The organism is Pseudomonas sp. R2-60-08W (assembly GCF_003852335.1).
Lineage (GTDB): Bacteria > Pseudomonadota > Gammaproteobacteria > Pseudomonadales > Pseudomonadaceae > Aquipseudomonas.
On the sequence record NZ_CP027731.1, the window covers coordinates 2079413 to 2102990 of the forward strand.

The 23578-nt window shown below is 56.9% G+C and carries 27 protein-coding genes and 2 pseudogenes; 12 read left to right on the top strand and 17 right to left on the bottom strand.

Annotation, left to right across the window (positions count from 1 at the left end; genetic code table 11):
• Nucleotides 1–82 precede the first annotated feature (82 nt).
• Complete coding sequence (locus tag C4J90_RS09550; RefSeq protein ID WP_007901093.1) at nt 83–280, top strand: hypothetical protein; 198 nt, start codon at nt 83–85, stop codon at nt 278–280.
• Between the two features lie 131 nt (nt 281–411).
• Here the strand turns inward: C4J90_RS09550 and C4J90_RS09555 are convergent, their stop codons facing one another.
• Both C4J90_RS09555 and C4J90_RS09560 read right to left on the bottom strand, forming a co-directional pair.
• Entirely contained in the window at nt 412–1374 is a 963-nt protein-coding gene (locus C4J90_RS09555) for an ArdC family protein (RefSeq protein WP_124403692.1), read from the bottom strand.
• A 132-nt stretch (nt 1375–1506) separates the two neighbouring features.
• Nucleotides 1507–1835: pseudogene (locus tag C4J90_RS09560) on the bottom strand (hypothetical protein).
• Between the two features lie 437 nt (nt 1836–2272).
• Here C4J90_RS09560 and C4J90_RS09565 point away from each other — a divergent pair.
• The 3 genes from C4J90_RS09565 (at nt 2273) to C4J90_RS09575 (ending at nt 4160) form a co-directional block, all read left to right on the top strand.
• Complete coding sequence (locus tag C4J90_RS09565) at nt 2273–3004, top strand: hypothetical protein (protein WP_011334428.1); 732 nt, start codon at nt 2273–2275, stop codon at nt 3002–3004.
• Nucleotides 3004–3597: a hypothetical protein gene (locus tag C4J90_RS09570; protein ID WP_124403693.1), complete on the top strand. Its 594-nt coding sequence runs from the start codon at nt 3004–3006 to the stop codon at nt 3595–3597. Before C4J90_RS09565 ends, C4J90_RS09570 begins: the two co-directional genes overlap by 1 nt.
• 179 nt (nt 3598–3776) lie before the next feature.
• Nucleotides 3777–4160, top strand: a complete 384-nt coding sequence (locus tag C4J90_RS09575) for a DUF3742 family protein (RefSeq protein WP_124419694.1) — start codon at nt 3777–3779, stop codon at nt 4158–4160.
• A 9-nt stretch (nt 4161–4169) separates the two neighbouring features.
• Here C4J90_RS09575 and C4J90_RS09580 read toward each other — a convergent pair whose 3' ends face one another.
• The 5 genes from C4J90_RS09580 to C4J90_RS09600 all read right to left on the bottom strand — a co-directional run bounded on the left by C4J90_RS09580 (nt 4170) and on the right by C4J90_RS09600 (nt 8732).
• Nucleotides 4170–5714, bottom strand: a complete 1545-nt coding sequence (locus tag C4J90_RS09580) for a conjugal transfer protein TraG N-terminal domain-containing protein (RefSeq protein WP_124403695.1) — start codon at nt 5712–5714, stop codon at nt 4170–4172.
• A 10-nt stretch (nt 5715–5724) separates the two neighbouring features.
• On the bottom strand, nt 5725–6033 hold the full coding sequence (locus tag C4J90_RS09585) for a hypothetical protein (protein ID WP_124403696.1): 309 nt from the start codon (nt 6031–6033) through the stop codon (nt 5725–5727).
• Nucleotides 6034–6036: 3 nt separating this feature from the next.
• Nucleotides 6037–7419 carry an integrating conjugative element protein gene (locus C4J90_RS09590; protein WP_124403697.1) on the bottom strand — a complete coding sequence of 461 codons (1383 nt, stop codon included), beginning with the start codon at nt 7417–7419 and terminating at the stop codon, nt 6037–6039.
• Nucleotides 7416–8372 (bottom strand): TIGR03756 family integrating conjugative element protein, encoded by a 957-nt coding sequence (locus C4J90_RS09595; RefSeq protein ID WP_124403698.1) that lies wholly within the window; start codon nt 8370–8372, stop codon nt 7416–7418. The genes C4J90_RS09590 and C4J90_RS09595 overlap by 4 nt, the downstream gene beginning before the upstream one ends.
• A 105-nt stretch (nt 8373–8477) precedes the next feature.
• Nucleotides 8478–8732: a helix-turn-helix domain-containing protein gene (locus tag C4J90_RS09600; protein WP_093432220.1), complete on the bottom strand. Its 255-nt coding sequence runs from the start codon at nt 8730–8732 to the stop codon at nt 8478–8480.
• 169 nt (nt 8733–8901) lie between these two features.
• Between C4J90_RS09600 and C4J90_RS09605 the strand changes: the two genes are divergently transcribed.
• The 3 genes from C4J90_RS09605 to C4J90_RS09615 all read left to right on the top strand — a co-directional run bounded on the left by C4J90_RS09605 (nt 8902) and on the right by C4J90_RS09615 (nt 10711).
• Nucleotides 8902–9174 carry a LasR-specific antiactivator QslA gene (locus C4J90_RS09605; RefSeq protein ID WP_124403699.1) on the top strand — a complete coding sequence of 91 codons (273 nt, stop codon included), beginning with the start codon at nt 8902–8904 and terminating at the stop codon, nt 9172–9174.
• Nucleotides 9175–9422: 248 nt separating this feature from the next.
• Nucleotides 9423–9992 (top strand): hypothetical protein, encoded by a 570-nt coding sequence (locus C4J90_RS09610; protein WP_124403700.1) that lies wholly within the window; start codon nt 9423–9425, stop codon nt 9990–9992.
• Nucleotides 9986–10711: a hypothetical protein gene (locus C4J90_RS09615; protein ID WP_124403701.1), complete on the top strand. Its 726-nt coding sequence runs from the start codon at nt 9986–9988 to the stop codon at nt 10709–10711. The genes C4J90_RS09610 and C4J90_RS09615 overlap by 7 nt, the downstream gene beginning before the upstream one ends.
• 200 nt (nt 10712–10911) lie before the next feature.
• Here the strand turns inward: C4J90_RS09615 and C4J90_RS09620 are convergent, their stop codons facing one another.
• Genes C4J90_RS09620 through C4J90_RS09660 form a run of 9 tightly spaced genes read right to left on the bottom strand, consistent with a single transcriptional unit; the run spans nt 10912 to nt 18379 of the window.
• Complete coding sequence (locus C4J90_RS09620) at nt 10912–13665, bottom strand: conjugative transfer ATPase (protein WP_124403702.1); 2754 nt, start codon at nt 13663–13665, stop codon at nt 10912–10914.
• Nucleotides 13665–14081 carry a TIGR03751 family conjugal transfer lipoprotein gene (locus C4J90_RS09625; RefSeq protein WP_124403703.1) on the bottom strand — a complete coding sequence of 139 codons (417 nt, stop codon included), beginning with the start codon at nt 14079–14081 and terminating at the stop codon, nt 13665–13667. Before C4J90_RS09625 ends, C4J90_RS09620 begins: the two co-directional genes overlap by 1 nt.
• Nucleotides 14044–15561: a TIGR03752 family integrating conjugative element protein gene (locus C4J90_RS09630; RefSeq protein ID WP_124403704.1), complete on the bottom strand. Its 1518-nt coding sequence runs from the start codon at nt 15559–15561 to the stop codon at nt 14044–14046. Before C4J90_RS09630 ends, C4J90_RS09625 begins: the two co-directional genes overlap by 38 nt.
• Entirely contained in the window at nt 15551–16363 is an 813-nt protein-coding gene (locus tag C4J90_RS09635; protein ID WP_124362172.1) for a TIGR03749 family integrating conjugative element protein, read from the bottom strand. Before C4J90_RS09635 ends, C4J90_RS09630 begins: the two co-directional genes overlap by 11 nt.
• Nucleotides 16360–17001: a PFL_4703 family integrating conjugative element protein gene (locus tag C4J90_RS09640; RefSeq protein WP_124362173.1), complete on the bottom strand. Its 642-nt coding sequence runs from the start codon at nt 16999–17001 to the stop codon at nt 16360–16362. The genes C4J90_RS09635 and C4J90_RS09640 overlap by 4 nt, the downstream gene beginning before the upstream one ends.
• A complete protein-coding gene (locus tag C4J90_RS09645; RefSeq protein ID WP_124362174.1) occupies nt 16998–17411 on the bottom strand; it encodes a TIGR03750 family conjugal transfer protein in 414 nt (137 codons plus the stop codon). Before C4J90_RS09645 ends, C4J90_RS09640 begins: the two co-directional genes overlap by 4 nt.
• A gap of 7 nt (nt 17412–17418) precedes the next feature.
• Nucleotides 17419–17790, bottom strand: coding sequence for a TIGR03745 family integrating conjugative element membrane protein (locus tag C4J90_RS09650; protein WP_124362175.1), 372 nt, complete (start codon nt 17788–17790; stop codon nt 17419–17421).
• Nucleotides 17791–17807: 17 nt separating this feature from the next.
• Nucleotides 17808–18047, bottom strand: a complete 240-nt coding sequence (locus C4J90_RS09655) for a TIGR03758 family integrating conjugative element protein (RefSeq protein WP_124362176.1) — start codon at nt 18045–18047, stop codon at nt 17808–17810.
• Complete coding sequence (locus tag C4J90_RS09660) at nt 18044–18379, bottom strand: RAQPRD family integrative conjugative element protein (protein WP_124365133.1); 336 nt, start codon at nt 18377–18379, stop codon at nt 18044–18046. Before C4J90_RS09660 ends, C4J90_RS09655 begins: the two co-directional genes overlap by 4 nt.
• Nucleotides 18380–18708: 329 nt before the next feature.
• Here C4J90_RS09660 and C4J90_RS09665 point away from each other — a divergent pair, with 329 nt between their 5' ends.
• The 4 genes and pseudogenes from C4J90_RS09665 (at nt 18709) to C4J90_RS09680 (ending at nt 21208) form a co-directional block, all read left to right on the top strand.
• On the top strand, nt 18709–18927 hold the full coding sequence (locus C4J90_RS09665) for a hypothetical protein (RefSeq protein WP_124403705.1): 219 nt from the start codon (nt 18709–18711) through the stop codon (nt 18925–18927).
• 244 nt (nt 18928–19171) lie between these two features.
• A complete protein-coding gene (locus C4J90_RS09670; RefSeq protein ID WP_124362178.1) occupies nt 19172–19501 on the top strand; it encodes a hypothetical protein in 330 nt (109 codons plus the stop codon).
• 107 nt (nt 19502–19608) lie between these two features.
• Nucleotides 19609–20249 (top strand): annotated as a pseudogene (locus C4J90_RS09675) (transposase); the annotation flags it as partial.
• 14 nt (nt 20250–20263) lie between these two features.
• Entirely contained in the window at nt 20264–21208 is a 945-nt protein-coding gene (locus C4J90_RS09680) for an MFS transporter (protein WP_256657463.1), read from the top strand.
• Here the strand turns inward: C4J90_RS09680 and C4J90_RS09685 are convergent.
• Nucleotides 21121–22032 (bottom strand): LysR family transcriptional regulator, encoded by a 912-nt coding sequence (locus tag C4J90_RS09685; RefSeq protein WP_124403706.1) that lies wholly within the window; start codon nt 22030–22032, stop codon nt 21121–21123. The two genes, C4J90_RS09680 and C4J90_RS09685, sit on opposite strands and share 88 nt — an antisense overlap.
• Before the next feature lie 143 nt (nt 22033–22175).
• Here C4J90_RS09685 and C4J90_RS09690 point away from each other — a divergent pair, with 143 nt between their 5' ends.
• Nucleotides 22176–23573 carry an amidohydrolase family protein gene (locus tag C4J90_RS09690; protein ID WP_124403707.1) on the top strand — a complete coding sequence of 466 codons (1398 nt, stop codon included), beginning with the start codon at nt 22176–22178 and terminating at the stop codon, nt 23571–23573.
• Nucleotides 23574–23578: the final 5 nt, after the last annotated feature.

A 23578-nucleotide genomic window follows, 5' to 3' on the forward strand; every position in this document is an offset into this window, starting at 1 on the left:
ACGGCTAGGCATCGTTTTGTTGGGGCTAGTACGGCAAAGACAAGAGTCGGTACACTGCGGTGCATATTTTTTGGGTCTAGCCATGAACCTCACTGACGCCACGCTCGTGCTGCTGCTCGCGGCACGTATCCATGGGACCGACGAAGCCGTCCGGGCCTCGGCGAAGAGCGTGGTCAAGAAGTTACCGCGCAGTAAACGCGATCTGATCTACAAGGTGATCGATAGCCGGAGTCCGCTCGAGCTGGTGGATTTTCTGGCGCAGAACCTGGATGCGGAATGACAGGCTGCGGGTGTGTGCCCATCCCTGACTCTTTGCGTCAGTGCCGGCGGCAAAAGTTTTTTTCTGGGCGCAGAAAAAAGGGTCCAACTCGTGTTGGACCCTGTGAGGCGTTTGCAGCGGAGAGGTAACGATCAAGCTCCATCGTTCATGCAGAGTGAGTCGTCCAAGACCGCTCGCTTCAGTTGCTGCTCCAGGTTGAGTACATATTCCGAGGCGCTTCGGGCCTGACCACTGGCGCGAAAGATCGCGCGTTTGTCAGCCTTGAGCAGGCCGAGCCAGGAGTCGATATAGCCCTCGTGCCGCACCTCTCCCTGAATGCCGGCGTAAGCACATAAAAAAGCAGCGCCCATTTCGGCGATCAACTCCTCAAACGCGTAGCCTGGCGAGCCGAACGGACAGGATGAAGTCACCCCCTCGCGCTGCAACCGAGCGTGATGCCCGGTCCAGTGCGTCAGCTCGTGAAGTGCGGTGGCGTAGTACCCACCTTCATCGTGAAATTGCGCTTTTGTCGGTAGTTGGATGAGATCCCTGATCGGGTGGTAAAAGGCTTCGTCGGCAGATCGATGAACGATGTGTGCACCCGAACTTAACAGCAGATTCTCCGCGGCGCCGTTGGGCTGGAAGGGATCACTCTGTTCCGTCTCGATCAGGGTGTCATTGAGCATTTCGAGCCCTTCCGTTTGCTCGATGTTGAACAGAAAATGTGTCCTGAGAATGCCGAAGTGAGCGACCTTGGGCTGACCGTTTTCATCGAGTACGGGTTGGCCTGACTCGGTCTGTTCCTCGCGCTCCATCGGCTTGTAGAGTACCGCCAGGGCGCTGTGCTCACCCTTACGGATGTGCCCGCCGGCCTTTTTGGCTTGATTGAAGGTCAGCCAACGATCTTGAGTGAATCCCCGCAACCTGGCCTCGGCCCAGAGCAGCGGTAAATTGATGCCCGAATACGGACGTCGCGTGATGGCGTTGATGGGGTAGGGTTGATGATGACCGACGTCAGCGGAGCCACTTGAGGACCAGGGTTTGATCCAGGGAGCAACGCCTTGGACTAACGCGGTAACGATCTTGTCAGTTACGTCTTGGTAGATATCGCGCATGGCAATTTCCTCGAGAGAAAAACGGAGGAACGCCTTGCCCGTCGGGGGAGGGTTCCCCGGTTGGGTGATGGGTTGGATTGATGCAGGTCTTGCATGCCGTCCAAATGTGGAGGTGGGCGCCGCCAATTGCGCTTAGAGCAGGTGTTCTCCTGCAAGCGCTATCAACAAGGCGTCAGGCTGGTCCGGCTCTTGGAGCAGACTGAGGCTCAGTTGCAGCAGCGGGTCATGGTGTGGATGACCCGTTGGCGCGATGTGGGCTACCTCGAACAGCACATAGGGCTCGTGTGGATAGGCCAGGTGAGCCTCGAAAGCTGCGCGCAATACGTGGCTCAGCCGATCGACCTGCAGCCTCTCAGGACGACCTGAACGCTCGAGCAGTACTGCGCATTGCCACGCGCCAGCGTGAACACAATGGGCAACCGAAGGGTGTTCAGTGTTTCCGGTGTAAGTGAGTCGGGCATGGAATGTCTCCGTTGAAACGCGAAGAAACCTGTCCCGTGGGGGAAAGAATTTCCCCGCTGTGGGTTGAAGAAAAACAAGAAGGTTTGCCTGGCGAGCAGAGCTCGAAAGGCGCTCAGGAGAGCAGTAGGCGTTCATCACCGTAGAAACGGTCACCGTGCGAGCCACCGAACGCTAATCGCACTTGGGGAGAACCATCACCGAAGTGACGTAGCCTTGAAGGTTCTGGCTACCTGGGAAAATGCTGTCGATAACAGCGATCCGTACCCGGGTTTAGCCGAGCTGTTCGCGAATAGCAACGAGATAAACCAACGCTTTAGACGAACTGAGTCTACTGAAAGCCAGCCTTGTTTTTCGACCGGATTGACTGACAAACGGTTAGGCTTGGAGCGCTACCGGCAAGCTTCTAAAGGGCGTGATACTAGGGTGATGATGTTCAATGAAGTTGTATGAAAATGTGGTTATCGGAAATTTTCTCTACGGGCTGGGGTTCGCTCTTGGTTCACAGCTGAGATCCGGTCAGTTACCAAGTATGGTGAACTTGCTTCAACAAACGCCAGACGATAAACGATTGGGGGATTTGCTGATGGCATTCCCTGGCACAGTACGTTTGATCGAGTTTAAGACTGAGGCTAACAAGTCAAAAAAAGAGGCTGGTCGTCACCAGTTTCTATCTCGAATTTTTTCCGAAAAATTGGACGAATTGCCTGACCTGCCAGGTACTTCGCGGCGGGTGCATTGGTACATCGAAACGGCGCCTCTTCCCAGCGCTGCACTGTCGGCACGCATTGAGCCCTATCTCGATGCATTTGGCGAAGGCGCCAGGCAACGGCCTAAGTCAAGCGAGAGGTTCCAAAATTTTATCGAGGAGCTGGCTGCTGGCATTCTGCAACGCAGATCGGCTGAGATTACAAGGGCTGAGCGCGACTACATCGATCTGGTGCGGCTTGCTCAAGGGCCAGAGGAGACCGGAACAGGCGGATTGGTGCTGGTGGCCGGCAGCGGTGGAGGTCTGCATTTCGCCGCCTTACAGGATTTGATGGATTTGAACCTGTCCCACAAACAATGGATCGAGTACAGCCAGGAGCGATATCTTTCCCTTCAGAGAGAGATGAAGCAACCAGATCACGAGATGCCCGATCTAAAAGGTCCAACTTTAGGAAGATATTGATGGCCGGAACAAGTCAAGAGCAAGCGCACGATCGAAATTTTCAGGCCCTCTTTGGCGCGGCTCGCAAAGTTCTCGAAGCTGTAGAGATCGATGAGAGCAAGTCTCGACGGGCTACTGAGGCGTTGCGTGAGCTGCAGGATAGCGTCGAAAAGAAGCTGGTTCGACTGGAGGCGGGCGTCAAACAGAGCATCGAGAGTTCTGCACAGTCAACTGCGAATCAAGCCGCTGAGCTGTTGAGCAAGAGATTCACGGAGGCAGATGCTGCCGCTCAGCGGGCTGCTGAACTGTACAACATGGCAGCAAAGAAATTGAATAGCAGGCGTTGGCTCTACTTCCTGTCGGCGCAGGCTACGATCCTTACATTGGTAGTAGTGTCTCTCTATCTGTGGGTGCCGTCGTTAGACGAAATAAAAGCGCGTCGAGGCGAGGTGGCGAGGCTGGACGAATTACGCAGTCGGGTTGAGTGGTCGAAATGCAACGTTGGGAATGGTCAGACGCGCGATTGCATACGCACGGACGAATCGGAGCATGCGGACTTTTTCGAAGACCGCACAAAAAAGGGCAAGACCTATCGCATACCGAAAGGTTACTAGCCGTTTACGGGTCCTATTCTTGGCGGACTAGGATATGGGGGCTGTTTTCAACGCGCAGCCCATATCAACGCTCGCGGCGCCGTCTGAGCAAACTGATAAACGGTCAGATATCGACCGCTTTCAGTAGTAGGCTAATACTCTTGCCTCAACCATGAAAACGCTCAGAAGAGGGCGAGACCATGCCGACTCAGCAACCTGTTCAAAGTTTACGTGCCCACCGCTGGGCGTACGCCTGTGGTCTGTCGGTGAAGCGTGGTTATCGTAAGGTGAAAGCGTTTGAATCCCGCGTGGTTGAGAGTGCGGAGACGGCAGGAATACCCGCAGGTAAATTACTTGTTCGCGGGAGTTTTCTAGTTATCAAGTTGGCAATAGCCGCCGGACTCCTTCTAGTTAGCTTATGGTTCACAGTGTCGGTGATGATCCTTATTGTCTTGTGTTGGGCCATCGCCAATGGAACGCCTATCAAACCTAAGGATGCTCTCCGGTACAAGGCATATGGCGACCCATATGGTGAGTATGAGTATGGCCGCGCACCCGGTCAGCCTGATTTAAAAGACCTGTAGTGGAGTTCTTCACCCCTTCCTTAAGGCTTTTCCAGCAGATATCAGAGCTCCAGCGCCCCTTGCACCGGCGTCCTGCGCTTGAGCTGCTCCTTTGCTAAGCATGCCGTCGGCAATTGAGCCAACGCTATATCCTGCCCAGCTCATTGCAGCCAAAAACAACATCGGAAGCACGACGAACATTGCCCCCATCACGTACTCGATCACCTGCGCGGTGACCGTCCCATCCATAAGTCCGGATGTGGGCAGCGACAACAGCACCTGATTTGAAGCCGAAACCTGGTTGTACAAGGTATCGAGCATACTGGAGTCGACCCAACGCGCCAGTTCCCACCAGAAGCTCAGCATGTGTAAGGTGAACAGCGCGAACGTCACGGTCATGACGGTCTTCAACTGGTAGGTACTGACCAACAGAATCAGCGGCAAGCTGATGATGACGCCCATGATCAGGAAAGCCTGCACCATCGGTAGGGCGGCGCGTAGCGCATTCATCGCCGGAAAGTTGCTGAAGGAGCCGAGGGCCAGCCCGGTGTTGGTAGCCAGGTTATTGAGACTCTGATTGATTGAGCCCCCGCGGGCGCTGGAGCCATAGTCCTGGTACACCTGTCCGGGCGACATGGACATCGTTTGCTGGCGCGGGCTGACCAGTTCGCGCAGGGTGGCATCTTCGATCTCGTTGCTCGAGCGGCCAGTCAACCAACCTTTCAGCTGAGTCAGCAGCGATGGATCGACCTGCTCGATCAAGCGCTCGCGCAACCCGACACCGCTGTCGCTCCACCACTGCTTGCAGGTGGGGTAGCCCGCACCATTTTCTAACCGCGGCAAGGATACATCGCGGTTGTCGTCATACGGCCAATTGACGCGCGGTGTGCGTGAACGATCCGTATCGTAGTAGCCGGGCGTATCGAGCAAATAGCTTGAGCCGATCCAGGAGGCGTCATGACTTTGTGCCTTGTCCAACTGCGGACGGTTGGTGAACAGCCGAGAACGGGAATAGCCGTAGCAGTCGCGGGTGAAATCGGCGACCTCTTGCAGCAGCACCTGGCTGTCGATGCGCGAGCTGTCGATCTCCATGCGCATTTGCCGGATATCCGGTGCGCAGGGGATGGAAGCGGTGGCCGCCGCGGTCACGCCTTTGCTCAAGGCATGCACCAGAAACCACCAGATCGGTACGTTGGCGGAGCGTTCGCCGATAGTATTGAAGGTCATCCCCCAGGCGGTTTCCGTCGGTTGGGCCACACTGACGCCGCAGCGCTGGCTTGCCGCATCATTGAACGCCATTGATGAGAGGCTCAACGGAAACACAGGCGCGCAACCGAACAAGACGACGATGTAGGCCAGCCACAAACGGTTCTCTATCCGTGGCACCGAGAGCAGCCCCTTGTTACCTTCGTCCGCGCCTTGCTGACGGGCCGACAACCATTCCTGGAGGATGATTGCACCAAAGGGCGCGGCGAACAGCCCGGTGTCGGACAGGACACTCCAGAGGCCGTTGTTGATGATCCAGGCCAGCAGAGAGAGGTAAAACTCCAGGTAGCTGTTGGTGCTCATAAGCATGGTGCTGACCTCACAGTCGGGTGAGTTCGACGCAGGTAAAGAGCACGAGCCCTATTGTCCCGATGCGTTTCAGGCGCAGTCGATCCTGTGGTCGATGTCGGTAGCGCCGAAGCAGGTCCCACCAGAGCGCAAAGAGGGCGGCGTAGAGCAGGGCGCGCCACCACCGCAGATAAGGTCGTGCGGATTCGAATGTCTGCTGCCAGACCTCGAAACTACCCAGCGCAGTGCGGCCAATCCAGGCGACCAGTGCGGCGGTCAGGATCATCGCCGCGGCAATCCCCAGACTCGAAAGCAAAGTGAATAGCGGTGAGCGTTTCATGGCTCACTTGCGCCTGGCGTCAGCATCATTGAGTCGACCGGGCTCGGGGTCGCCTTGCTCGACGGTGCGCGAAGCATCGGCACCACCGGCATGCCGATCGAGCACCAGGCTGGCGGTATTGGTCGTCAGCATCTGCCTGACCTGCAACTCGGTCTGCAGCAGGCGAATTTCGCGCTCCAGGGTTTCGATATTTTTCGTCAAGGCGGTTTGGGCTGGCTCGGCGGAGGCGATGTTCGGTTCGTGACTGCCTGCCAGCAGCGTGCGCAGTAGCAGCAGTGCTTTGTCGAGCACACTGGACAAGGCCGTCTCGCTGGCCAAGCGCCGTGTCAACAGATCCTGGTCGGGATCGTCGCGCAGGGCTTCAATCACGCCACGGGTCACCGGCAGCATTGGGCTGGAGGCTTTAGTCAGATTGTCAGAAGTAGGCGGCAGCGCGCCAGACAACAGCCCTTGCAGGGCCTTGAGGCGCTCGTTATAGGCCTCCTGGATCAGCGGCGTCAGTCCGCTGCCAGCGGTCGCACGCAGAGTTTCGCAGCTGTCGCAGGTCGCGACTTCGTTCTCGCCCAACACCCGAACGGCCCAGTCGGACTCCTCCTGGGGCGAAGCCCATGTCTGACAAATAGCCCCTCCCAGGCAATCACTGCTACTGATCGAGGCACTGTCATCCACCGACCGGTTATGCAGCAGGTTATAGCCTGCGCGGACCACGTCGGCGGTCACCCGAATGGGTGTCTGTCCGTTACCTCCGGCTTTCGAACCGCCGACCCAGGACACCCCATTGTTGCCGTTATGGGCCTCGGTGTTTTTCACCGCTGCCACCGCATCACCGCCGGTTTGCTCCAGATTGCCCTGCATCTCCTGGTTTTTGGCCAGCGCACCCCAACCGGCTTGACCGACCTTATCCGCCATCTTTTCGGCCATGGCCTGGCAGGTTAGCTTGGAGCGGTCGAAGTCGATCCGACCTTGCATCACCCCGTTACTGAGCAACTCATAGAGACCGGGGTTGGCGCGTTGGATGATCAACGCCGGCAGCGACATCACCGCTTGGGTCGCGTTCTGCACGATGCTGCCCATGATCTGCTGGAAACCTTCGGTGACGCCGTTCAGCTGGTTTTGCAGGGTGTTGGTGAGGCTCATGTTTCCGCACATCATGTTCGCTCGCCAGGAGCCGCCGACACCGAGACCACTGGGTCGGTAGAGCGAACTCGGTGAGCCGACTGCCGAGCCGCCACCAATGGTGTACATCACTCGGTCATCGAGCACTTCGCCTTGAGTGCCCAGGCGGTAATCGCCTTCGGCGGCGTGGGCATGCGTGGCCATGGCGAGCAGTCCACAGAGCAACAGACTTATCATGCCCAACCAGGATCGTACGAGAAACCGACTCATGAAGCACCTCCTTCGAAGTCAATGCTGAACAGGAAGGTCTGCCCCTCACGCTTGCAGCAGCTATAGGGGCGCCACAACGACCAGGCGTAGCCGCCATCCGTGCTCTGGACCGGATCGCTGGGGAAGATGGCGCACGTGGGCTGAACCTGGGGGTAGAGCAACTGCCATTTGTGGGTTGAGGCGTCGTTTTCGACGATCGGGCCAGGCGGCCAGTAGCCGTCGCGTGGTATGGGTGTGAGCGGTACATACACATGCGGCTGCCAGCTGCGGGTCATCACATCGCCGGCCCGTTGCGCCATGACCGCGGCAGCCTTGAAGTCGTCGGGCTGTACCAGAAAACCCTGCCGGGGATAAACGTTACCCCACATGTTTCCCGTGGCCTGACGTCCGATTTCACGGATCCCCGGCACGAGCGACTCGGGGTAGAAACTTTCCGGGATGCCATGGCGCCAGGCCAGTGAGTCCAGGGTACTCAGGTAGTAAGGCATGAGTGCAGTTGCACCGCTGGCGCAGGCATAGCCGGATTGCGAAGCCAGTTGCGTTGCGATCCAGCCACCGGGGTGGCCGATCCCGTCGACGTTCTTAAAGCGGGGCAGGTTGTCGCGGTGGGTGTTCGGGGTGATCAGGTTGCCGCCACCTTCCGCACCGCTGATGGGAGATGAGAGGGCAGCCATCTCGGCCCAGGGATTGTTGCCGGTGGTGGTATAGCTCGAAACCACCAGTTCAGGAATGAAATGACGAACCTTGGTTGAGGTTTTGACCTTGCAGCCGAAGGGTGTGCAGAGGAGCCAGAAACAAATGCCTACGACCTTGTATGCGAGGCAATTTGGCGAAAGCACAGAGGCGGTGATGCTGCCGGTATCCAGCGCCATGCTTGGGCCGCACGCCAGCAGGACGCCCAGCGCCAAGGGCCGTAGCTTTGTGGGCGTGATTGACGAGCAGGCAACAGGCATGATCCAGGCTCTCAGTGTATGGCCTGGGCAGGTTCGGTTAGGAACCGAAGACTGTCAGTGGAAATTATGAAGGCGGATGTATCGGGTTTGTGAGACGTGAGACTATTATTTGACGTGAAGGGAGCTGCGCAGGATATCGGGTTCCACAAGTAACTGATCTGCGGTAATTTCGAAAATATTGGCGAGTTTGCACAGGACCAACAGCGACGGATTGCCCGTGCATCGTTCGATTTGACTGACGTAGGTGCGATCCACCTCGGCCATGAGCGCGAGCTGCTCTTGGGTAAGGTTTTTTACGCGTCGCATCCAGCGGATGTTTTCCGCCAGCTGCAGACGAAGCTGTTCGTAGTCTTGAGTCATGCGCGCAAATTGCGCCTTGAGGGACTCTCAATCCACGGGATATAGTCTACATTGGTATTGATCTAGGCCATTTGAGGCTTATGCCTGTTATCGAGCGTTCATTTGGTGTCGTTAAGATTTCGAGGCTGGGTCCAGCGTCTAACAATAAAATCAGACATCTAGGGTGTGTATGGACGAAAACTACATTTCAATTCCCGCGGCGGATGGTTGCCCAAGTCTTCTGACACCTTGGGGTAGCGAATTTTCGCCGATGATCGAGCTTGGTGTGCAATGTGCCCAGGCTTGGCTTGAGGCAACGACCGATACTCCTTTGTGGTGGGAACTGGTTCAAACCCGCAAGACCTTTCCTGTCGGTGACTGCCAAGATGCTTTTGAAGCAGGATTCTTGTTGAGGATTCAGCAGCGGCTTCAGCGCGGTACACGGATACCTGTATCGACTTGACCACCCGTTTGCATTTAGCCTGGCCTATCGCATTGGCACAGTCCAGCAGGTTGCGGTCCTAAATTACTTTTGGTTTTTAGGTGCGGCGTTTTGTCCCGATGTTTGCTCTGCGACTCGCGCTGCCCTCGACGAAAGCGAGCGGGCATCAGGTTGCGCAAGGAGTCCAGATATGTGGCAGCAACCCACCGATCTCTCTCATTCTCCGCGTCGGTAACAGCACCAGCATATCTTCAAGAGGGCACATCACTATGGCAAACAAACTCGATCTGCATCACGAAATGAAAAAGATGCTACGCGTAAAGACTGCCATTCTACGTCGCTCACCAGGTGATTCCCTCGCAGACATCGTCGCTTCTGATCGTGAAGCGTTCTCGGGCATTCGTGTGTTGTTCGCGAGCGATGAGGGAGGGGTTCCATTGCAAGCTTTGGGCCGGTCAGATAATCCAAATGTGCCCGTGGTTCCTCTATTTGCTGGAAAGGGCATTTTTGCGTTTTCCGATGCAATCGAGAGGCAGATGAGGAGCGGTAGTGCGCCTTTGGAGTTTCCCTTTTTCTCACTACTCGATACAAACTTTCTTACTGAGTTACCTGGTTTTTTTCGTCATGAAGATTCGAGTCACCGCGAAAAGGTGCGGGCGACCTTGCAGTTCATTGAAGATCAAGGCGGGCGTGGTTTTGATTGGATGTTTGCGGCACTGGAAAACCTACGTGAGGTTGTAAAACCTAATAACCCTTGGCCGTACCAGAAAGTTGCGGCGGCAAAGATGTTTGATGCCATGATGCATATCCCCGAAGTTAGGGGAAGGGAAGGGTGCTGAACGGGCATGCCGAACAGATTCAGGACTACATACCGGCAGCTGAGGAAATGTGGGATGCATTCTTGACCAATCGGGAGGTATGGGCCTGTATCCAGCGGCGAGATATGATGCAGTCGATAATTTTACGCGCGATGCTAGAGTGCTGGAGTGGCCAAAGCGTAGATGATGGTATTCGCTGCTTGGTGGATTTTTGTCTTGATAATTTTGACGTCATACCCCTAAAGGAACTTTACTTCGGATGGAAGGCCCTGAGCGGATTCGCTGATAAGCAGAATAGAATGCCTATCTTTGACGAGCCAGCATTGCGGAACCCGAACGGAGATTCGAATAATAGGATTTCCGCGCTTGCGTGGGACCTTTATATGTTTCGACATTGCGAAACGCTTATGACAGAAAAGAAGGGTAATCAATTCATGATTCCTGTTGTAACTACGCTTGATGATGGTTTGTTAAAAGCCATTAAGAGCTGTCCACTGAGGGCGCTTTTGATTCATGATGAGGCTCGAAAAGTAGAAGCTATATTTGATGATGAGATGGAATTTTCCACTTGTCTAGATCGCGCGCTTTCGGATAAAACAAAGGTGCGAATAAATGACCCAGTACGTATGGCCAGACCGAAGCGTATTTCGAAGCATGATTTGAGTTATCTGATAAACAGCTTGGAATCAGAAGTGAAGAAGGCTGCTAAAGCAAGGTCACAACCAGGGTCGCATCATTAATCATAGAAAGTGGTGTTGCATTTTGCGGATATAAAAAATATTTGAAGTGGCCCCGCGCGGGCGATGGCCAGCAACAGACCGCCCGGTTAAGTGTGGAATACGAATGCAATCAACTGTTCAGTTGCCGTGCAAACGTCTGGTCAGTTGCGATGCAATTTCATAGTTCACTCTCTGGAAGAGCAATGCCTGAATAGCTATTCCTATGTTGATTCTATTCCTCGCGCTCTATCGATCCGTTCAGCTACCCGGTAAGCCGCTTCCAACTCTGAGCAAACGTTCTCCTGCATCAGTGTCCAGCGCTCGGCTTTTTCCTCGGGCTCCGTCATGGCCAGGGCGAGATAGAGGCTGGGTGGCACGGCCCGAAACAGCGTTTCGAGCTTCTTCGATAGCACGACCCCCTCAGTGTATTTACCCGGCTCCTTACTGGCGGAGAGCAGCAAGGCTTTCTGTGCCGGCGTGAGTTTCTTGAACCGTGCGATCTCTTCGATTTCCGCGGGCGGCATGTTCAAACAAATCCACCATTCGATCATGTTGAGCATGGTCTGCGCGGCAGCGGGAAAGTCGGCAAGGTTTTGCGTCGCCAGCCAGAACCAAGCGCCGAGCTTGCGCCACATCTTCGTCCCCTTGACCACGAATGGCGCCAGCAGCGGGTTTTTGGTGATGATATGGCCTTCGTCGGTGACCATGATGATCGGCCTCCCCAGGTACTGGTCGCGTTCGGCGAGGTTGTTCACGGTGTTCATCAGGCTGAAGTAGCTGATGGACATCTGTGCCTCGTAGCCTTCGCGAGCGTAAGTGGCCAGATCGACAATGGTCACATCGCTCTCAGGCCAAGGCGTCCCCTCGCGATCGAACAGTTCACCCTCGAAGCCCTGGCAAAACAGGTCGATGGACTCGCCCATTTCCTGGGCACGCTCACGACGTTTCTCCGGCAAGTGCGGGTCAGCGGCGACGCGCAGCAAGGCATTGCGCACGTCGCGGGTCAGCACCTGGCGATCCGCAGCGACACAGGTATGCGCCGCATCCAAGATGCACTCGCGAATCAGACTGCGATCGGCCCGGCTCAGGCGCGCTTCTTCCTTGGCCTCACCGCCGGTGATCATCAGCCGGGCGGTGATTTCCAGTTCGCCGAGGACATCGCGCTGGTCTTCGCGATTGGTTACCACCTCATCGTCCAGCTCATCGATCGACAGACTCGCCACCTGATCCGGCTGCTCGACCAGGCGCCAAGCATCGGCAAAGGGGGCGAGACTGACCGAAGCGCCAGGTTTCAATTGGACCTTATTGACCGAGAGGCCCTGTGTCGCGAAGTAGTCACCCTGCAAACCGAATGAGTTACCGGCCTCGACGATAAACAGGCGAGGGCGGTACACCGCCATGACCTGCATCAGCAGGGTGACCAGGGTGGCCGACTTGCCGGCACCGGTGGGGCCGAACAACAGTAGATGGCCGTTCATGGCCCGGTCTAGACGTGACAACGGATCAAAACTCAACGGCGAGCCACCACGATTGAACAGGGTGATGCCCGGGTGGCCGGTGCCGGTACTGCGGCCCCACACCGGAACCAGGTTAGCCAGGTGCTGGGCAAACATCAGGCGGGTGTACCAGTTTCGCGTGTCGCGGGCCGGGTTGTAAGCCATCGGCAACCAACGCAGGTAACTGTTGCAGGCGGCGACTTCATCGCCTTCGCGTACCGGCTGTAGGCCCGCACCCAGTAGTGTGTTAGCCAGGCTGACCGAACGCTGGTGCAATTGCTGCTCATTGTGACCGCGCGCGTAGAACGCCAGGGTGCCGCGGTACAGCTTGTGCTGGCGACCGATGATCGCGCGAGCCTCTTCAACATCTTGGCGGGTCTGGGTCGAGGCCAGGTTTTCACCGATGGCTTTGCGCGCCAGGCGGTTCAACTGGTCCTCGAGCACATCCTGGGGTTTGACCACCAGGGTCAGGCTCATCACCGTACCTTCGGGTAACTGGTCGAACAGTGCATTCACCGCGTCTCCCTTGCGGATTTCGCCAGTGAGTTGACCAATCAATGGCGCCCGGCGCAGCTTGTCCACCACCATGACCCGGTGGGGCTGACCATCAAAAAACCAGAGTCCCTGCTGCACGTCCGAACGCGGTTCGTTGAAGAACAGGCGTTCGGCAAAGTCATGATCGAAGGGCAGTTCCAGCGACTCGCTCTCGCCAGACTCCGGATAGGCCACACGGCGGTAGAAATCTTCGGGCGATTCGTCTGTGAGCTTGGGGGCTGGATTGAACCAGGGCAACAACCAGGCATACAAACCTCGGCCATCGACGCGCGTCGATTGCACCCCGCACGCCTGCAACGAAACAGCGACACGTTCGCAAGTTTGTCGCAGCGATTGCACTGGCTTGAGTCCCGCTTCCTCACCGTCAGACTCAAGCCAGCGATAGATCACCAATCGCACCCGACGGTTGTTTCCTCGCCAGGGCAGGCGCGTGACTGCCTTGTCCTCGAACAGGCCGCCAGGCTTGGAGATGGCTTTCAGATGTCGGCGAATGAGTTCCAGGTACGCTTCGGTGAAAACCGTGCCTCGGGCGCTGTCATGAATATAGTCGGTGAGCCGGGTGAGGTAGGGGGTGAAGTCGTTGTCGTCCTGGCAGAAAAACTGCGCCACCCAAGGTGCTTGGTCCAGCTCGTCAAAGCTATCCTGCAGGGCATCCTCAAGGGCATCGCGGGCTGCCGTTAGCCAATCGGGTTCACGCCCTTCGGTGCCGATGGGCAGTAACTCGAACACCGCACCCACAGAGCGATTGTCATCTAGTAGAAAACACTGCTCGGTTTCGAGGTATTCGACCCACGGCAGGTGATCGGCGAAGCTGGGATTGTGCGCATAGAGCGCAGCTTCATCGGCCAGTGTCGCGCGGGGGCGCGATGGGTTGCGCCAGTCTTTCCATGCAGACGTGCGGTCGCCCGTATCGTCGCTACACATTACAGATCTTCCTGACGTTCACCCGGCAGTGCGTACTGCACCCGCTGGTAGAATGGAAAGACGGTCGAGTACCCCGGCACTGGTGCCTGCTCGGTACCACTCAGATGCGGATACACGTACATCACCAAATCAGGATTGGGCAGGCGAGGGAACAGGTTGCGAATTTCATTCGCTGCTGTACGCGTATACGGTTCCTGGAGCGCAGTGGAGAGATCTGTTTGAGCCAACGGGCGACGCAACTGTCGCCGAGCATCCAACAGTTGCTGTTGAATACCCTGTGAGCCGGCGCCGTTCCAGATATCCAGCATGGTTTGCTCGCCATGGGGCAAAAGTGTGTCCTTGTCGGTGGAACACCCCGTCAGGACCCCGCAGATCAAGCTAATCCAGGTTAGGCAGAGAAGCATGGTCTTTTTCATGGCGAACACTCCGGCCCTTGGGCTCGTAGTCGATGGTGATCTCATGGTCGAGGTGAAGGGCGACTTCTGCTGCCGGTGGTACGTACACGGCAGCAAAGGCTTCGCCATACAGTTTGTTGACCCACTCTCGAATGTCGCTGGCCCCACTACTGAGAATTGAGGTCAGTGCGCTATTACCACTGTTGTTAGTGACCCCGAAGGCACTGCCGCCCGAACTGATGACGCTGCTGTTGTTCTGTTCATTCCCGAGCAGGGCGGCGACGCCAGCACCGGCGGCAGTGATCAGAGTCTGACTGCCCAAGTACTGCTGAGCATTCGAGCGACGCTCGCCGGCAATGCAAGGAATGCCATACGGATCGGAGAGGTAACCGAGTCCACCGCGGATCTTGTCGGTATTTGAGCTCTGGGTGGTGGAGGCATTGCGGCTGGAGACCGTCTTTGGCTGAGGCACCGTGCGGATGGTGCCATCCGTAAACACAAAGGTGATCGACTCGACCTGTCCGCGTACGCAAGACAAGGTCCAGTCACCGGAGGCTGTGCCGCTCATCACGGCCCCTGCGACGTCCGGCAGGTCGATGCCGTTGGCCGTTAGGTTCTCGGGGCCGACCAGCACCTTGAAGGGATAGGGATCATTCACGGTGCCGTCCACAGGGACTCGGCCGATCAGCGCGGTCATGGCGACCGAGCCCATCAATGTCGCATTTTCGGGAATGGTGTAGACCGGCTGCGCACCTTCGGTACGATCACCGGATCGCGTCAGGTCACGCTCACCCTTGGTGACCTCGCGTAACTGCTTTTGGCTGCGGTTGATGGCATTGTCCTTCAAGCCCTCGAGCGAGTTGAAGGCATTAGGCAGACTCGGTGCGGAAGAGGTCTTGGTTTTACCTCGGGCTTCGGTGGAGGGAGCATCCGAGGGTTCAATCCACTGCAGCGCATCGTTGGCAGTATGCCGCCCTTCGAACTGGTCCCCATCGCCCGGTTCAAGACCCAGTCCGATCGGCATATCCTTGCCTTTGCCGGTCAGCCCCGACAACTGTTCCTGCAATTGCGTCAGCAGACCGCTAGCCTGACGACTGTCTTGTTCCGCTTTGATGCGTGCTTCATTGGCTTGCCGGCGGCCTTCGTCTACCTGCTGGGTCACACTGCCAAGTGCCGTCTGAATACGCGAGTCGACGCTGTTTTCCCGCTCGCGCAGGCGGTTGTTCTCCGTCTGCAGCGAATCGTTGTGTTTCTTCAAACCTAGCATGTCGCTGCGCATGGCCTTCACTTGGCCTACCAAGGTGGCGACCGTGTCGCGTGGGGTATCGCCCGCAATGCCGAGCGACTTGGCTTGCTCGGCAGATAATTGAATATCGCCCTGATGAACTGGGTGCTCTGGAGACGGCTTGCTGCCTCCCGCGACCCAGCTTTTCATGATGATCAGTACCACGGCCAGCAGCGCAGCCGGTACCAGCCATTTGAGCAAGGCGTTAGCCTTCATCGTCAGCACCCCGCGCAACGGGCGGAAGCATCAGGGCGTGTTCGAGGCCGGCACCGCGAGTGATGAGGTAGGCAATCGTGGTGTCTTCCGCGCTGCCGACCGGCCCGAGGAAAGCATGCTGGAAGGTCGCGGCGAACAGCTTTGCCTGCAGTCCACGTGGATCTAGTTGCACCGTAGCTGTACCTCGATTGCGCAACTTCACGGTCGTCACCCAATAGTCACCAAGCCGCCAGGCGGCGATAGGTGTGCTGGAAACGTTTTCGCTCGGCAGCAGGGTCGGCAGTTCGGTGCGCAGCTTGAGCGGGACGCGGCGTACACCGGGCAGGGACTCCACGGTGCGCAGCGGCGCGTACAGGCTTTGCGCGGCGTAGCGCGTCAACGCGTCCGGGATCGGTGTACGTTCGGGAACGGGGACGGTGCTCGATTCAGACTCGATAGCTTGCATCGGAGCATTCTTGAGAATACGCACGGGCTCCAGGGGTTGATCGCCAGGCGTGGCCGCGATATCCAAGAGGATGATCTCGCCCGTCTTAACCGATTGCAGCTGCAGTCGTGTCGGTGCAATGGCTTCCGACGCGCGCAGGTACAGCGTGCCTCCGGTTGATTGCACGCGCAGTTTATCCTTCAGAGCGGAAGGCACGCCGACACGAACAGCTTCATCGATAAAGACCACTCGTTCCTGATTGATCACCAGTGGGACCGCGAGCGGTAGGCGTTCCCAGTGCATCAGTTCGATGGCCTGCGCGGCTGCGCCCGATAGCATCAGTGTGAGGCTGAGTCCCAGGGTAGAAATCCGCTTCATGGTTCACCTCCAGGCGGGGAGATTTTTTGCGGCGTGCCCTGATAGCAATCCAGTGCAAGGCCCCACTTATTGCGTTCGGGGTCCAGATCGAACCGCACCACCCGTAACGGATAACGCACGACCACCCGTTTCACCGGTTCGGCGGCGTAATACTCATCAGCGTTGAGGTCGAGTGTGACCAACCAGCTGTCGCGATCAAGTTGCTTGACCCGCAGTTCCGGATCTTCACTGTAGCCTCGGCCTAGAATTTCGTAGACGCCACGCACCCGTTGACGCAGTTCGCCTGCGGCCTTGCGATACTCGTAGTCGCCATCGAGGAAGGCCTTGCAGGCGGGTGTCAGGTAGGACTGCAAGCCATAGATCGCGCGGCGATAATCCTGTTCGCCATCCGAGGGCCAGCGGTTGAGTTGGCCAAAGATGTACAGGGCAAAGGCATACACATTCTCTGGGGGAACATCCCACCACTTGCGCGTGCTGCCCGCGCGCAGATCAGGGGGGACATGCACGGTCAGATCGGTTGGTGCTGAGCGCCAGCCATACCATAGTCCGGCGCTGAGCAGGGCGAGCGTCACTATCGCCAGACGTAGGCTGAAGATATGGGCCTGTTGGGCATCGACCTTGTTTCGAAATCGACTCATGGCTGCCACCGAGACAGGGCAGGGCGCAGTCGACGCGAACGGCGAACTGTCCAGGCACCGGAGTGGAGAATCAAACTTCCACGCCCCAGGCGCCAACGGCTGGCGAGTATCCATTCGAGCTTGCGGTACAACCAGGTCTCCGGTCGAGCCCGTTTGGCCCGACGCAGTAGCGTGCCCCCAACCAACAACACCACTGTCATGCCTGCGATCATGCTGGTCGGCGCCATGGCAATCGAGGCGGTGGCGATTGCCAGAGGAACGCCCACCAGCAGGCCAATGACGGCGCCGGTGCCTAGGGCCACCCACATTTCATCATTGGTTAAACCGCGCAATACGGCGGGATCACGATTGAGTCGCTCCGGCAGAAAGACCAAAGTGCCGTCGGCAAGGCGTTCGATGGTGTCGTTCATGCCAACCTCAGAGAATCGCGGAAGCTTTGGTGAGGAACCAGATGATGATCACCACCAACAGGGCGCCGATACCAACTACCGCGCCGAGGTCTTTCCAGGTCTTGCGCTGGTTTTGGACGTCGGCAAATACGGTCAGGGAATGCCAAGCCACGCCGAGAAACGCGAGCAGGGCAATCAGCAGACCTAGTAGAATGCCGGCGTCGTAGGCGTAGTTTTTGATCGTCTCGATCAATCCCGAACCTTCGCCTCGGGAAGGCGCCTCCATGGTCGGTAGCTCGGCAAAGGCTAGGCCTGGCCCAAGGACCAGCAGCAGACCGATCAGGCGTTGGCTTGCACGATCACGCAGGTTGTTTTTAAGGGGGACAAGGCACTTGAGCATGATGGCGATCTCCGGTGTTAGGACAGGGTGAAGAACATCAAAATCAGCAAGGTAAGCAGTACGCGCGCAGCGTTTCCGCCGAAGGCTCCAAAACGCACATTGCCGGTGGCCCAACCTCGGTAAGCGGTCCACATCACCCAGGCACACCACAGCAACGCCAGGACCATAACCATGGAAATCCAAAGCGCCGAACTGCTCTGTGCCGAGAAGCCGGAAGCGTTTTGAAAGGCGGCGGTCTGAGCGTCAGTCATGCTCATGGCGAAGGCTCCGCAGACGGGGTATCAAGTCGGTAATCACCGACCATTTCACGGGGATCGCGAGGTTGAGCGCGGGAGGGGGAGAGATAGTCCTGCACACCCTGGCGGATGCGCTGGATGTCTCGAGTTAGGTGGGGATAGTCGAAGCGATAACGCTCGGTTGATTCATCCTGGCTAGCTGTCTGGGCTCTTGTCGCAAGATGTTCGATAGCGTCGAGTTGCTGCAAAATCAGACTCAACTGCTCCTGTTCATGAGCAGATGCGGCATAGCTGCCACTATTGAACGTGGTCAGTACGAGCAGGCAGCAGATTCGGCAAAATACAGTTGGCATGTGCATAGCCCATTTGGTTATGGGGCTAGCATCCAACTGACGAATAGGGCTCAGCAGTAAAAAATACGAAGTGCGCGACGTCATTTTACTTCGATACCGGCGCTGACGATGTAGCGAGCTTGTTCCCTGTGTCGAGGTTATGTCGCGGAGAAAGGAAGTGAATTGGAGCGCAAATACGAGCTCGATTTATGAGGGCTTACTGAGGTCGTGCAAATGAGTCGTTAAGTCAGTGCAAATACCTCCAGGTGTCAGCGGGTCTGGGAGAAATAGCTCCAGCCAACGGTGTGTTTAACTAGTCTTCCAATACCACTTACTCAAGGATGATCCCCATGTCAGATAACTCTGAAGCCAACATAGCCACAGCGGACGCTCTCACACTGCTCCTGCACAACCAGCACGCCCTAGCAGCCGCCCTTGAAGAGGTGACCAAATGGATCTCAGAGAATGGAGTGGAAAGTGTCGCCGTTAACGCAATCGGGACCATGGAAACGCTCGACCAAAATGCCCGAGCCATCACTGATGCGATTATGCGGCTACGTCAGTTATAGGCATCCTCTAACGCCCGCTACACGCTTGCAAGTACCGAAGTGATTCTGTTGAATTAACCTGTAACCTGTCGCTTTATTCGTTGGATCTGATCATTTGAGATGTGGGGAGTCCGATGCGAATTGACCAGCCTTGTTCCCCACCGGAGAGTAGTGTTCAGGAAACATTCCGGTAGCTGGAAACTGCCTCGCCAAGATTAGCTGTTAGAATTACACCGGTTTAGTGATCAGGCGCTTGAGAACCAGCATGAACAAAAAATTGACCGAAGAAGAGATGCGCCAAGCATTGTTCGGCAACGCTGAAATAGCTGCGCCGATGAGCACCGTTCCCGTGGAAAAAATCCAGCCGGACTTCGTTGCCGCACCCGTATCAAAAATGGCGAAAAAGAAAGCCCCCAAAGCCTTTACCCCAAGGCTTCGGGTAACTCTTCGTGTGAGCAATGAGTTTGAAGGAAAGACGCTTGAGATCGCCCATGAAGCCGATACTCTCAGTACGTTGCTGGCAGAGCAGGAAGCCACCAAAGCAGCCAGAAAAAAATTCCGGTATGTAGAAGTGGCGTCGGTCCAGTCGATGTAAACCATATTTCCGAGTATGCGGTAAGTCAGTCTGCTTCTGGCCCAGAGTGTGTAAAAACGCCTTCGCGAACACTCGCTATGATTTCAGAATTCATCGCAAGGATCGCCATGACTTTTATCCAAGGGGAATATCGAGGCCAAGGCACGTTACTTCCCGAAAGCCTTGACGATTACGTCAGCGATACAAATCCGGTGCGCATAGCCGACGCCTTCGTCGATGAACTCGACGTGGCCAGTCTGGGTTTTGACGGTGCTATTCCTGTTGATACAGGCCGGCCTGGTTACTACCTCGCAATCCTGCTGAAGATCTATATCCACGGTTATCTCAACCGCATCCAGTCGAGCCGACGTTTGGAACGAGGAGCCCAGCGCAACGTCGAGCTGATGTGGCTGCCCTGGCGTTTGATGCCAGATTTCAAAACCATCGCTAACTTCCGGAACGACAACAGCAAGGCCATCCGAGGCGTCTGTCGCCAGTTCGTTGTGCTGTGTCAGCAGTTGGGACTGTTCGGAGAAAATTTGATCGCCATCGATGGCGGTAAATTCAAAGCAGTCAACAACCGCGACCGCAATTTTACCAGCGCCAAGCTGAAGCGGCGAATAGAAGAAATTGAATCGAGTATCAATCGTTAGCTGGCGGCACTCGACTCTGCCGACCAGCAAGAACCCACAGCTTCCGAGCCCAGCGCCGTGCGGCTGGAAGAGAAAATCGCCAAGCTTAAATGCAAATGAAGGAGCTTCAAGCGATGGCAGCGCGTGGGCGTTGTACGCCAGTACGATATTGATAGGCACTGGGGTCGCCCTGGGCAACGTGCTGCTGCCCGGCCTGATCAAACGCGACTTCCCGACAAAAATGGCGTCCATGACCGGCCCTTATTCCATAACGATGGGCGCAGCGGGCGCTGTCGGTTCAGCCGTAATAGTGCCGCTGACCCAATCATGGGGATGGCCGATGGCCCTGAGTTTGTTGGTCGCAGCCCCATTATTGGCGCTGGTGGTGTGGCTGCCGCAGTTGAAAAAACACGGACACGTAAATCTGTCCGGTCCGAAACAAGCGCCAACCGTGGCCGTCTGGCGTTCGCCGCTGGCATGGCAGGTCACACTCTTCATGGGACTGAACGCGATGCCTTTTTATGTCGCCGTCGGCTGGCTGCTGACGATTCTGATAGACCATGGCATATCCCCGGAGCCAGCAGCCACCGTACACGGCACGCTTCAACTGACCACGGCCATTCCCGGCCTGATTCTAACGGCCACGCTTCGCCGTCTCAAAGACCAGAAACTGGCAGCCGCTACCGTCAGCCTGTTAACCGCCTCATCCCTGATCGGGCTCATTTACGCGCCAGACTACGCCATGTTGTGGGCCGCGTTCCTGGGCTTGGGCTCTGGTGCCATCATGATGCTCGGTCTGACCTTCATCGGCTTGCGCACAAAAAATGCCGGTGACACGGCGGCACTTTCAGGAATGGCGCAGTGCGTCGGCTACCTGATGGCAGCTGCAGGCCCCTTGCTGCTGGGCCAACTGCACGATTGGACCGGTGGCTGGACAGCACCGCTGCTGATCACAGCCGCAATCTCCGTAGCCGGCGCATTCACTGGCATGCTGGCCGGGCGCAACGTTCAACTTGAACATGCTGAATCATCGTCGCGAACAAGCCCGGCAATCCAGTCAGCGAATGCACTCACGGCTGGCGAAAGAAAGCGCTGATGAGGGTATAGCAGGTGCACAGGAACCGATGCAGGCTGCCAGTCAGCAAGCACTTCGACCAGCCGCCCTTCTCGCAGATGCTCGCTGACCACGTTCTCGGCGAGCTGCACCAACCCAAAACCTTCAAGGCACATTTTGATGTAGAGCCCAGTCTCGTTGACGGCCGCTGTGCCGTTGACCGGGACTGAGACCTTTTCAGTGCCACGGGCAAAGCGCATTTCACCTGCTTGCCTTGCGCGGCCTGATAAGTAATGAATGGATCGATGGTGAGACAAATCTTGCGGGGTTTGCGGAGTACCGTTCTCTTCGAGATAGGCGGCAGACGCACAGGTCACCCAGCGAAACCGTCCGAGTGGGCGCGCAACGAGCGTTGAGTCATCGAGCTCGCCTGTACGAATGACGCAATCGACACCCTCCTGAATCAGATCAACCTGCCGGTCATTGACGCCTATCATCAGATAGATATCCGGGTAGCGCCGGTAAAAGTCTTGCAGATTTGGCATGACGATGAAGTGTGCAATGCCACCCGGCATATCGACACGCAAACGCCCCTGTGGCCGTTTTACGGAATCCGTCAGGCTGTTCTCTGTGTGTTCGATCAGCTCCAATATTTCCCTGCATTGCGCCAGATATTGAGCGCCCTCAGGCGTCAGGCTGACTCGCCGCGTTGTTCTGTTCAGCAGGCGCACCTGCAAGTACTTCTCAAGATTTTTAACGCTGCTGGTAACTGTCGAGGCCGGCAGAGAGAGCGTCTGCGCCGCCTGGATAAAGCTTCCTGCTTCAGCCACACGGACGAAAACCTGCATCGCTTGAATACGGTCCATGACTGTTAGCAGCCTCAAAGCAGTGATCGGGAAAGGTCTTATTATTCGTAGAAATTGAATAACTAAAACAGTTTTACACCTTTTTCCCGCAGTATCGCCTTGCGTACATTGCTTCCAACGAAATTTGAAGAGGTGTACAGAAAATGGCTGAATATAACCGCAGCATCGTGCAAGGCCCAGCCGCTCCGGCCGGCCGCACACTTATCCGTGGCGCCACTGTGCTGAGCATGGATGGCGATATCGGCAATCTGGCGCGCGGCGATATCCTTATCGAAGGCAGCACCATCACGGCCATTGGTGAAAACCTCGAGGCAGGCGATGCTGTTGTTATCGAAGCATCCGGCATGATCGCCATGCCGGGCATGGTCGATACGCACCGTCACTCCTGGGAAGGGCAACTGCGTCGAATCAATCCAAATGCCGAAACCCTTGAAGACTACTGCAACGCCACGCACTTCTCGTTCGCTAAATACTATCGCCCGGCTGACATGTATATCGGCAACCTGCTGACTGCATTGGGCTGCATCGATGCCGGCATCACCACCGTGGTCGATAACTCGCACAACAGCCGTACCGGCGCGCATTCTGACGCCGCAGTCGAGGCATTGCTCGATGCTGGTATCCGCTCTGTACACGCCTCCGGTGCGCCAGTTTCCGGTGAGTGGGACAAAGCCCACTGGCCCGGCAACCTGGAGCGCCTGCAGGAAAAATACGTCAAGAACGGCGACAACCCACTGCTCTCGCTGGCGGTGATGGCGCAGCTGGAGCTTGAGCTGTGGGCTGAAGCCCGGCGTCTGGGGCTGCCGATCATTACCGAATTTTTCGGTGGGGACATGGCAGCTGAGCTGGAGGGTTTGCATCGCGAGGGTCTGCTGCGCCCCGATAACATCTTCAACCACTGCACCTCGCTGCCGGACGCCGGCTGGAAAATCCTTCGCGAGGCTGGCGTGCGGGTCAACGTATGCCCGCGTTCAGATGCCCACTACGGCATTGAAGATGGAATGTTCGCCATGCAGTCGGCCCAGCGTCACGGCATCAGTCCGGGGCTGAGTGTCGATAACGAAACCTCCTACAGCGGTGACATGTTCATGGAGATGCGGGTGGCGTTCTACCTGCAGCGCGTCATGGGCATGCACCAGCAGCGCTGCTGCGGCGCAGAACATCATCCGGTGACCCTACCTGCTCATGGCCTACTGAAAGCCGCCACTCTCGACGGCGCTACCTGTGCCGGATTGCAGGACAAAGTCGGCAGCCTGGCCCCCGGCAAACAGGCCGACCTGATCCTTATAAACGCGCAGGACATCAACCTTTACCCGTCAGGCAACGCATTCGGCACCGTTGTACACGCGGCCGAACGCAGTAATGTCGATACCGTCATTATTGGCGGGCGCATCGTCAAGCAGGGCGGCAAGGTGCTGGGCGTGGACAGCGAAAGGCTGCGTGCGGCGATCGACGAATCCCGTGAGCATCTGTTTGCTGCTGCAGGCTATCAGCCGGATATGTTTGCCGAGAAATTCCTGCCGCTTGAGTCAGCCAAGTAAGGAGG

Coding starts and splice junctions, on each gene's coding strand:
- C4J90_RS09685 (WP_124403706.1), bottom strand. CDS start 22,032: ATGGACCGTATTCAAGCGATGCAGGTTTTCGTCCGTGTGGCTGAAGCA.
- C4J90_RS09655 (WP_124362176.1), bottom strand. CDS start 18,047: ATGAGCATGACTGACGCTCAGACCGCCGCCTTTCAAAACGCTTCCGGC.
- C4J90_RS09690 (WP_124403707.1), top strand. CDS start 22,176: ATGGCTGAATATAACCGCAGCATCGTGCAAGGCCCAGCCGCTCCGGCC.
- C4J90_RS09575 (WP_124419694.1), top strand. CDS start 3,777: ATGCCGACTCAGCAACCTGTTCAAAGTTTACGTGCCCACCGCTGGGCG.
- C4J90_RS09630 (WP_124403704.1), bottom strand. CDS start 15,561: ATGAAGGCTAACGCCTTGCTCAAATGGCTGGTACCGGCTGCGCTGCTG.
- C4J90_RS09635 (WP_124362172.1), bottom strand. CDS start 16,363: ATGAAGCGGATTTCTACCCTGGGACTCAGCCTCACACTGATGCTATCG.
- C4J90_RS09620 (WP_124403702.1), bottom strand. CDS start 13,665: ATGTGTAGCGACGATACGGGCGACCGCACGTCTGCATGGAAAGACTGG.
- C4J90_RS09640 (WP_124362173.1), bottom strand. CDS start 17,001: ATGAGTCGATTTCGAAACAAGGTCGATGCCCAACAGGCCCATATCTTC.
- C4J90_RS09645 (WP_124362174.1), bottom strand. CDS start 17,411: ATGAACGACACCATCGAACGCCTTGCCGACGGCACTTTGGTCTTTCTG.
- C4J90_RS09625 (WP_124403703.1), bottom strand. CDS start 14,081: ATGAAAAAGACCATGCTTCTCTGCCTAACCTGGATTAGCTTGATCTGC.
- C4J90_RS09600 (WP_093432220.1), bottom strand. CDS start 8,732: ATGACTCAAGACTACGAACAGCTTCGTCTGCAGCTGGCGGAAAACATC.
- C4J90_RS09595 (WP_124403698.1), bottom strand. CDS start 8,372: ATGCCTGTTGCCTGCTCGTCAATCACGCCCACAAAGCTACGGCCCTTG.
- C4J90_RS09565 (WP_011334428.1), top strand. CDS start 2,273: ATGAAGTTGTATGAAAATGTGGTTATCGGAAATTTTCTCTACGGGCTG.
- C4J90_RS09660 (WP_124365133.1), bottom strand. CDS start 18,379: ATGCCAACTGTATTTTGCCGAATCTGCTGCCTGCTCGTACTGACCACG.
- C4J90_RS09590 (WP_124403697.1), bottom strand. CDS start 7,419: ATGAGTCGGTTTCTCGTACGATCCTGGTTGGGCATGATAAGTCTGTTG.
- C4J90_RS09550 (WP_007901093.1), top strand. CDS start 83: ATGAACCTCACTGACGCCACGCTCGTGCTGCTGCTCGCGGCACGTATC.
- C4J90_RS09605 (WP_124403699.1), top strand. CDS start 8,902: ATGGACGAAAACTACATTTCAATTCCCGCGGCGGATGGTTGCCCAAGT.
- C4J90_RS09570 (WP_124403693.1), top strand. CDS start 3,004: ATGGCCGGAACAAGTCAAGAGCAAGCGCACGATCGAAATTTTCAGGCC.
- C4J90_RS09585 (WP_124403696.1), bottom strand. CDS start 6,033: ATGAAACGCTCACCGCTATTCACTTTGCTTTCGAGTCTGGGGATTGCC.
- C4J90_RS09665 (WP_124403705.1), top strand. CDS start 18,709: ATGTCAGATAACTCTGAAGCCAACATAGCCACAGCGGACGCTCTCACA.
- C4J90_RS09580 (WP_124403695.1), bottom strand. CDS start 5,714: ATGCTTATGAGCACCAACAGCTACCTGGAGTTTTACCTCTCTCTGCTG.
- C4J90_RS09650 (WP_124362175.1), bottom strand. CDS start 17,790: ATGCTCAAGTGCCTTGTCCCCCTTAAAAACAACCTGCGTGATCGTGCA.
- C4J90_RS09555 (WP_124403692.1), bottom strand. CDS start 1,374: ATGCGCGATATCTACCAAGACGTAACTGACAAGATCGTTACCGCGTTA.
- C4J90_RS09610 (WP_124403700.1), top strand. CDS start 9,423: ATGGCAAACAAACTCGATCTGCATCACGAAATGAAAAAGATGCTACGC.
- C4J90_RS09670 (WP_124362178.1), top strand. CDS start 19,172: ATGAACAAAAAATTGACCGAAGAAGAGATGCGCCAAGCATTGTTCGGC.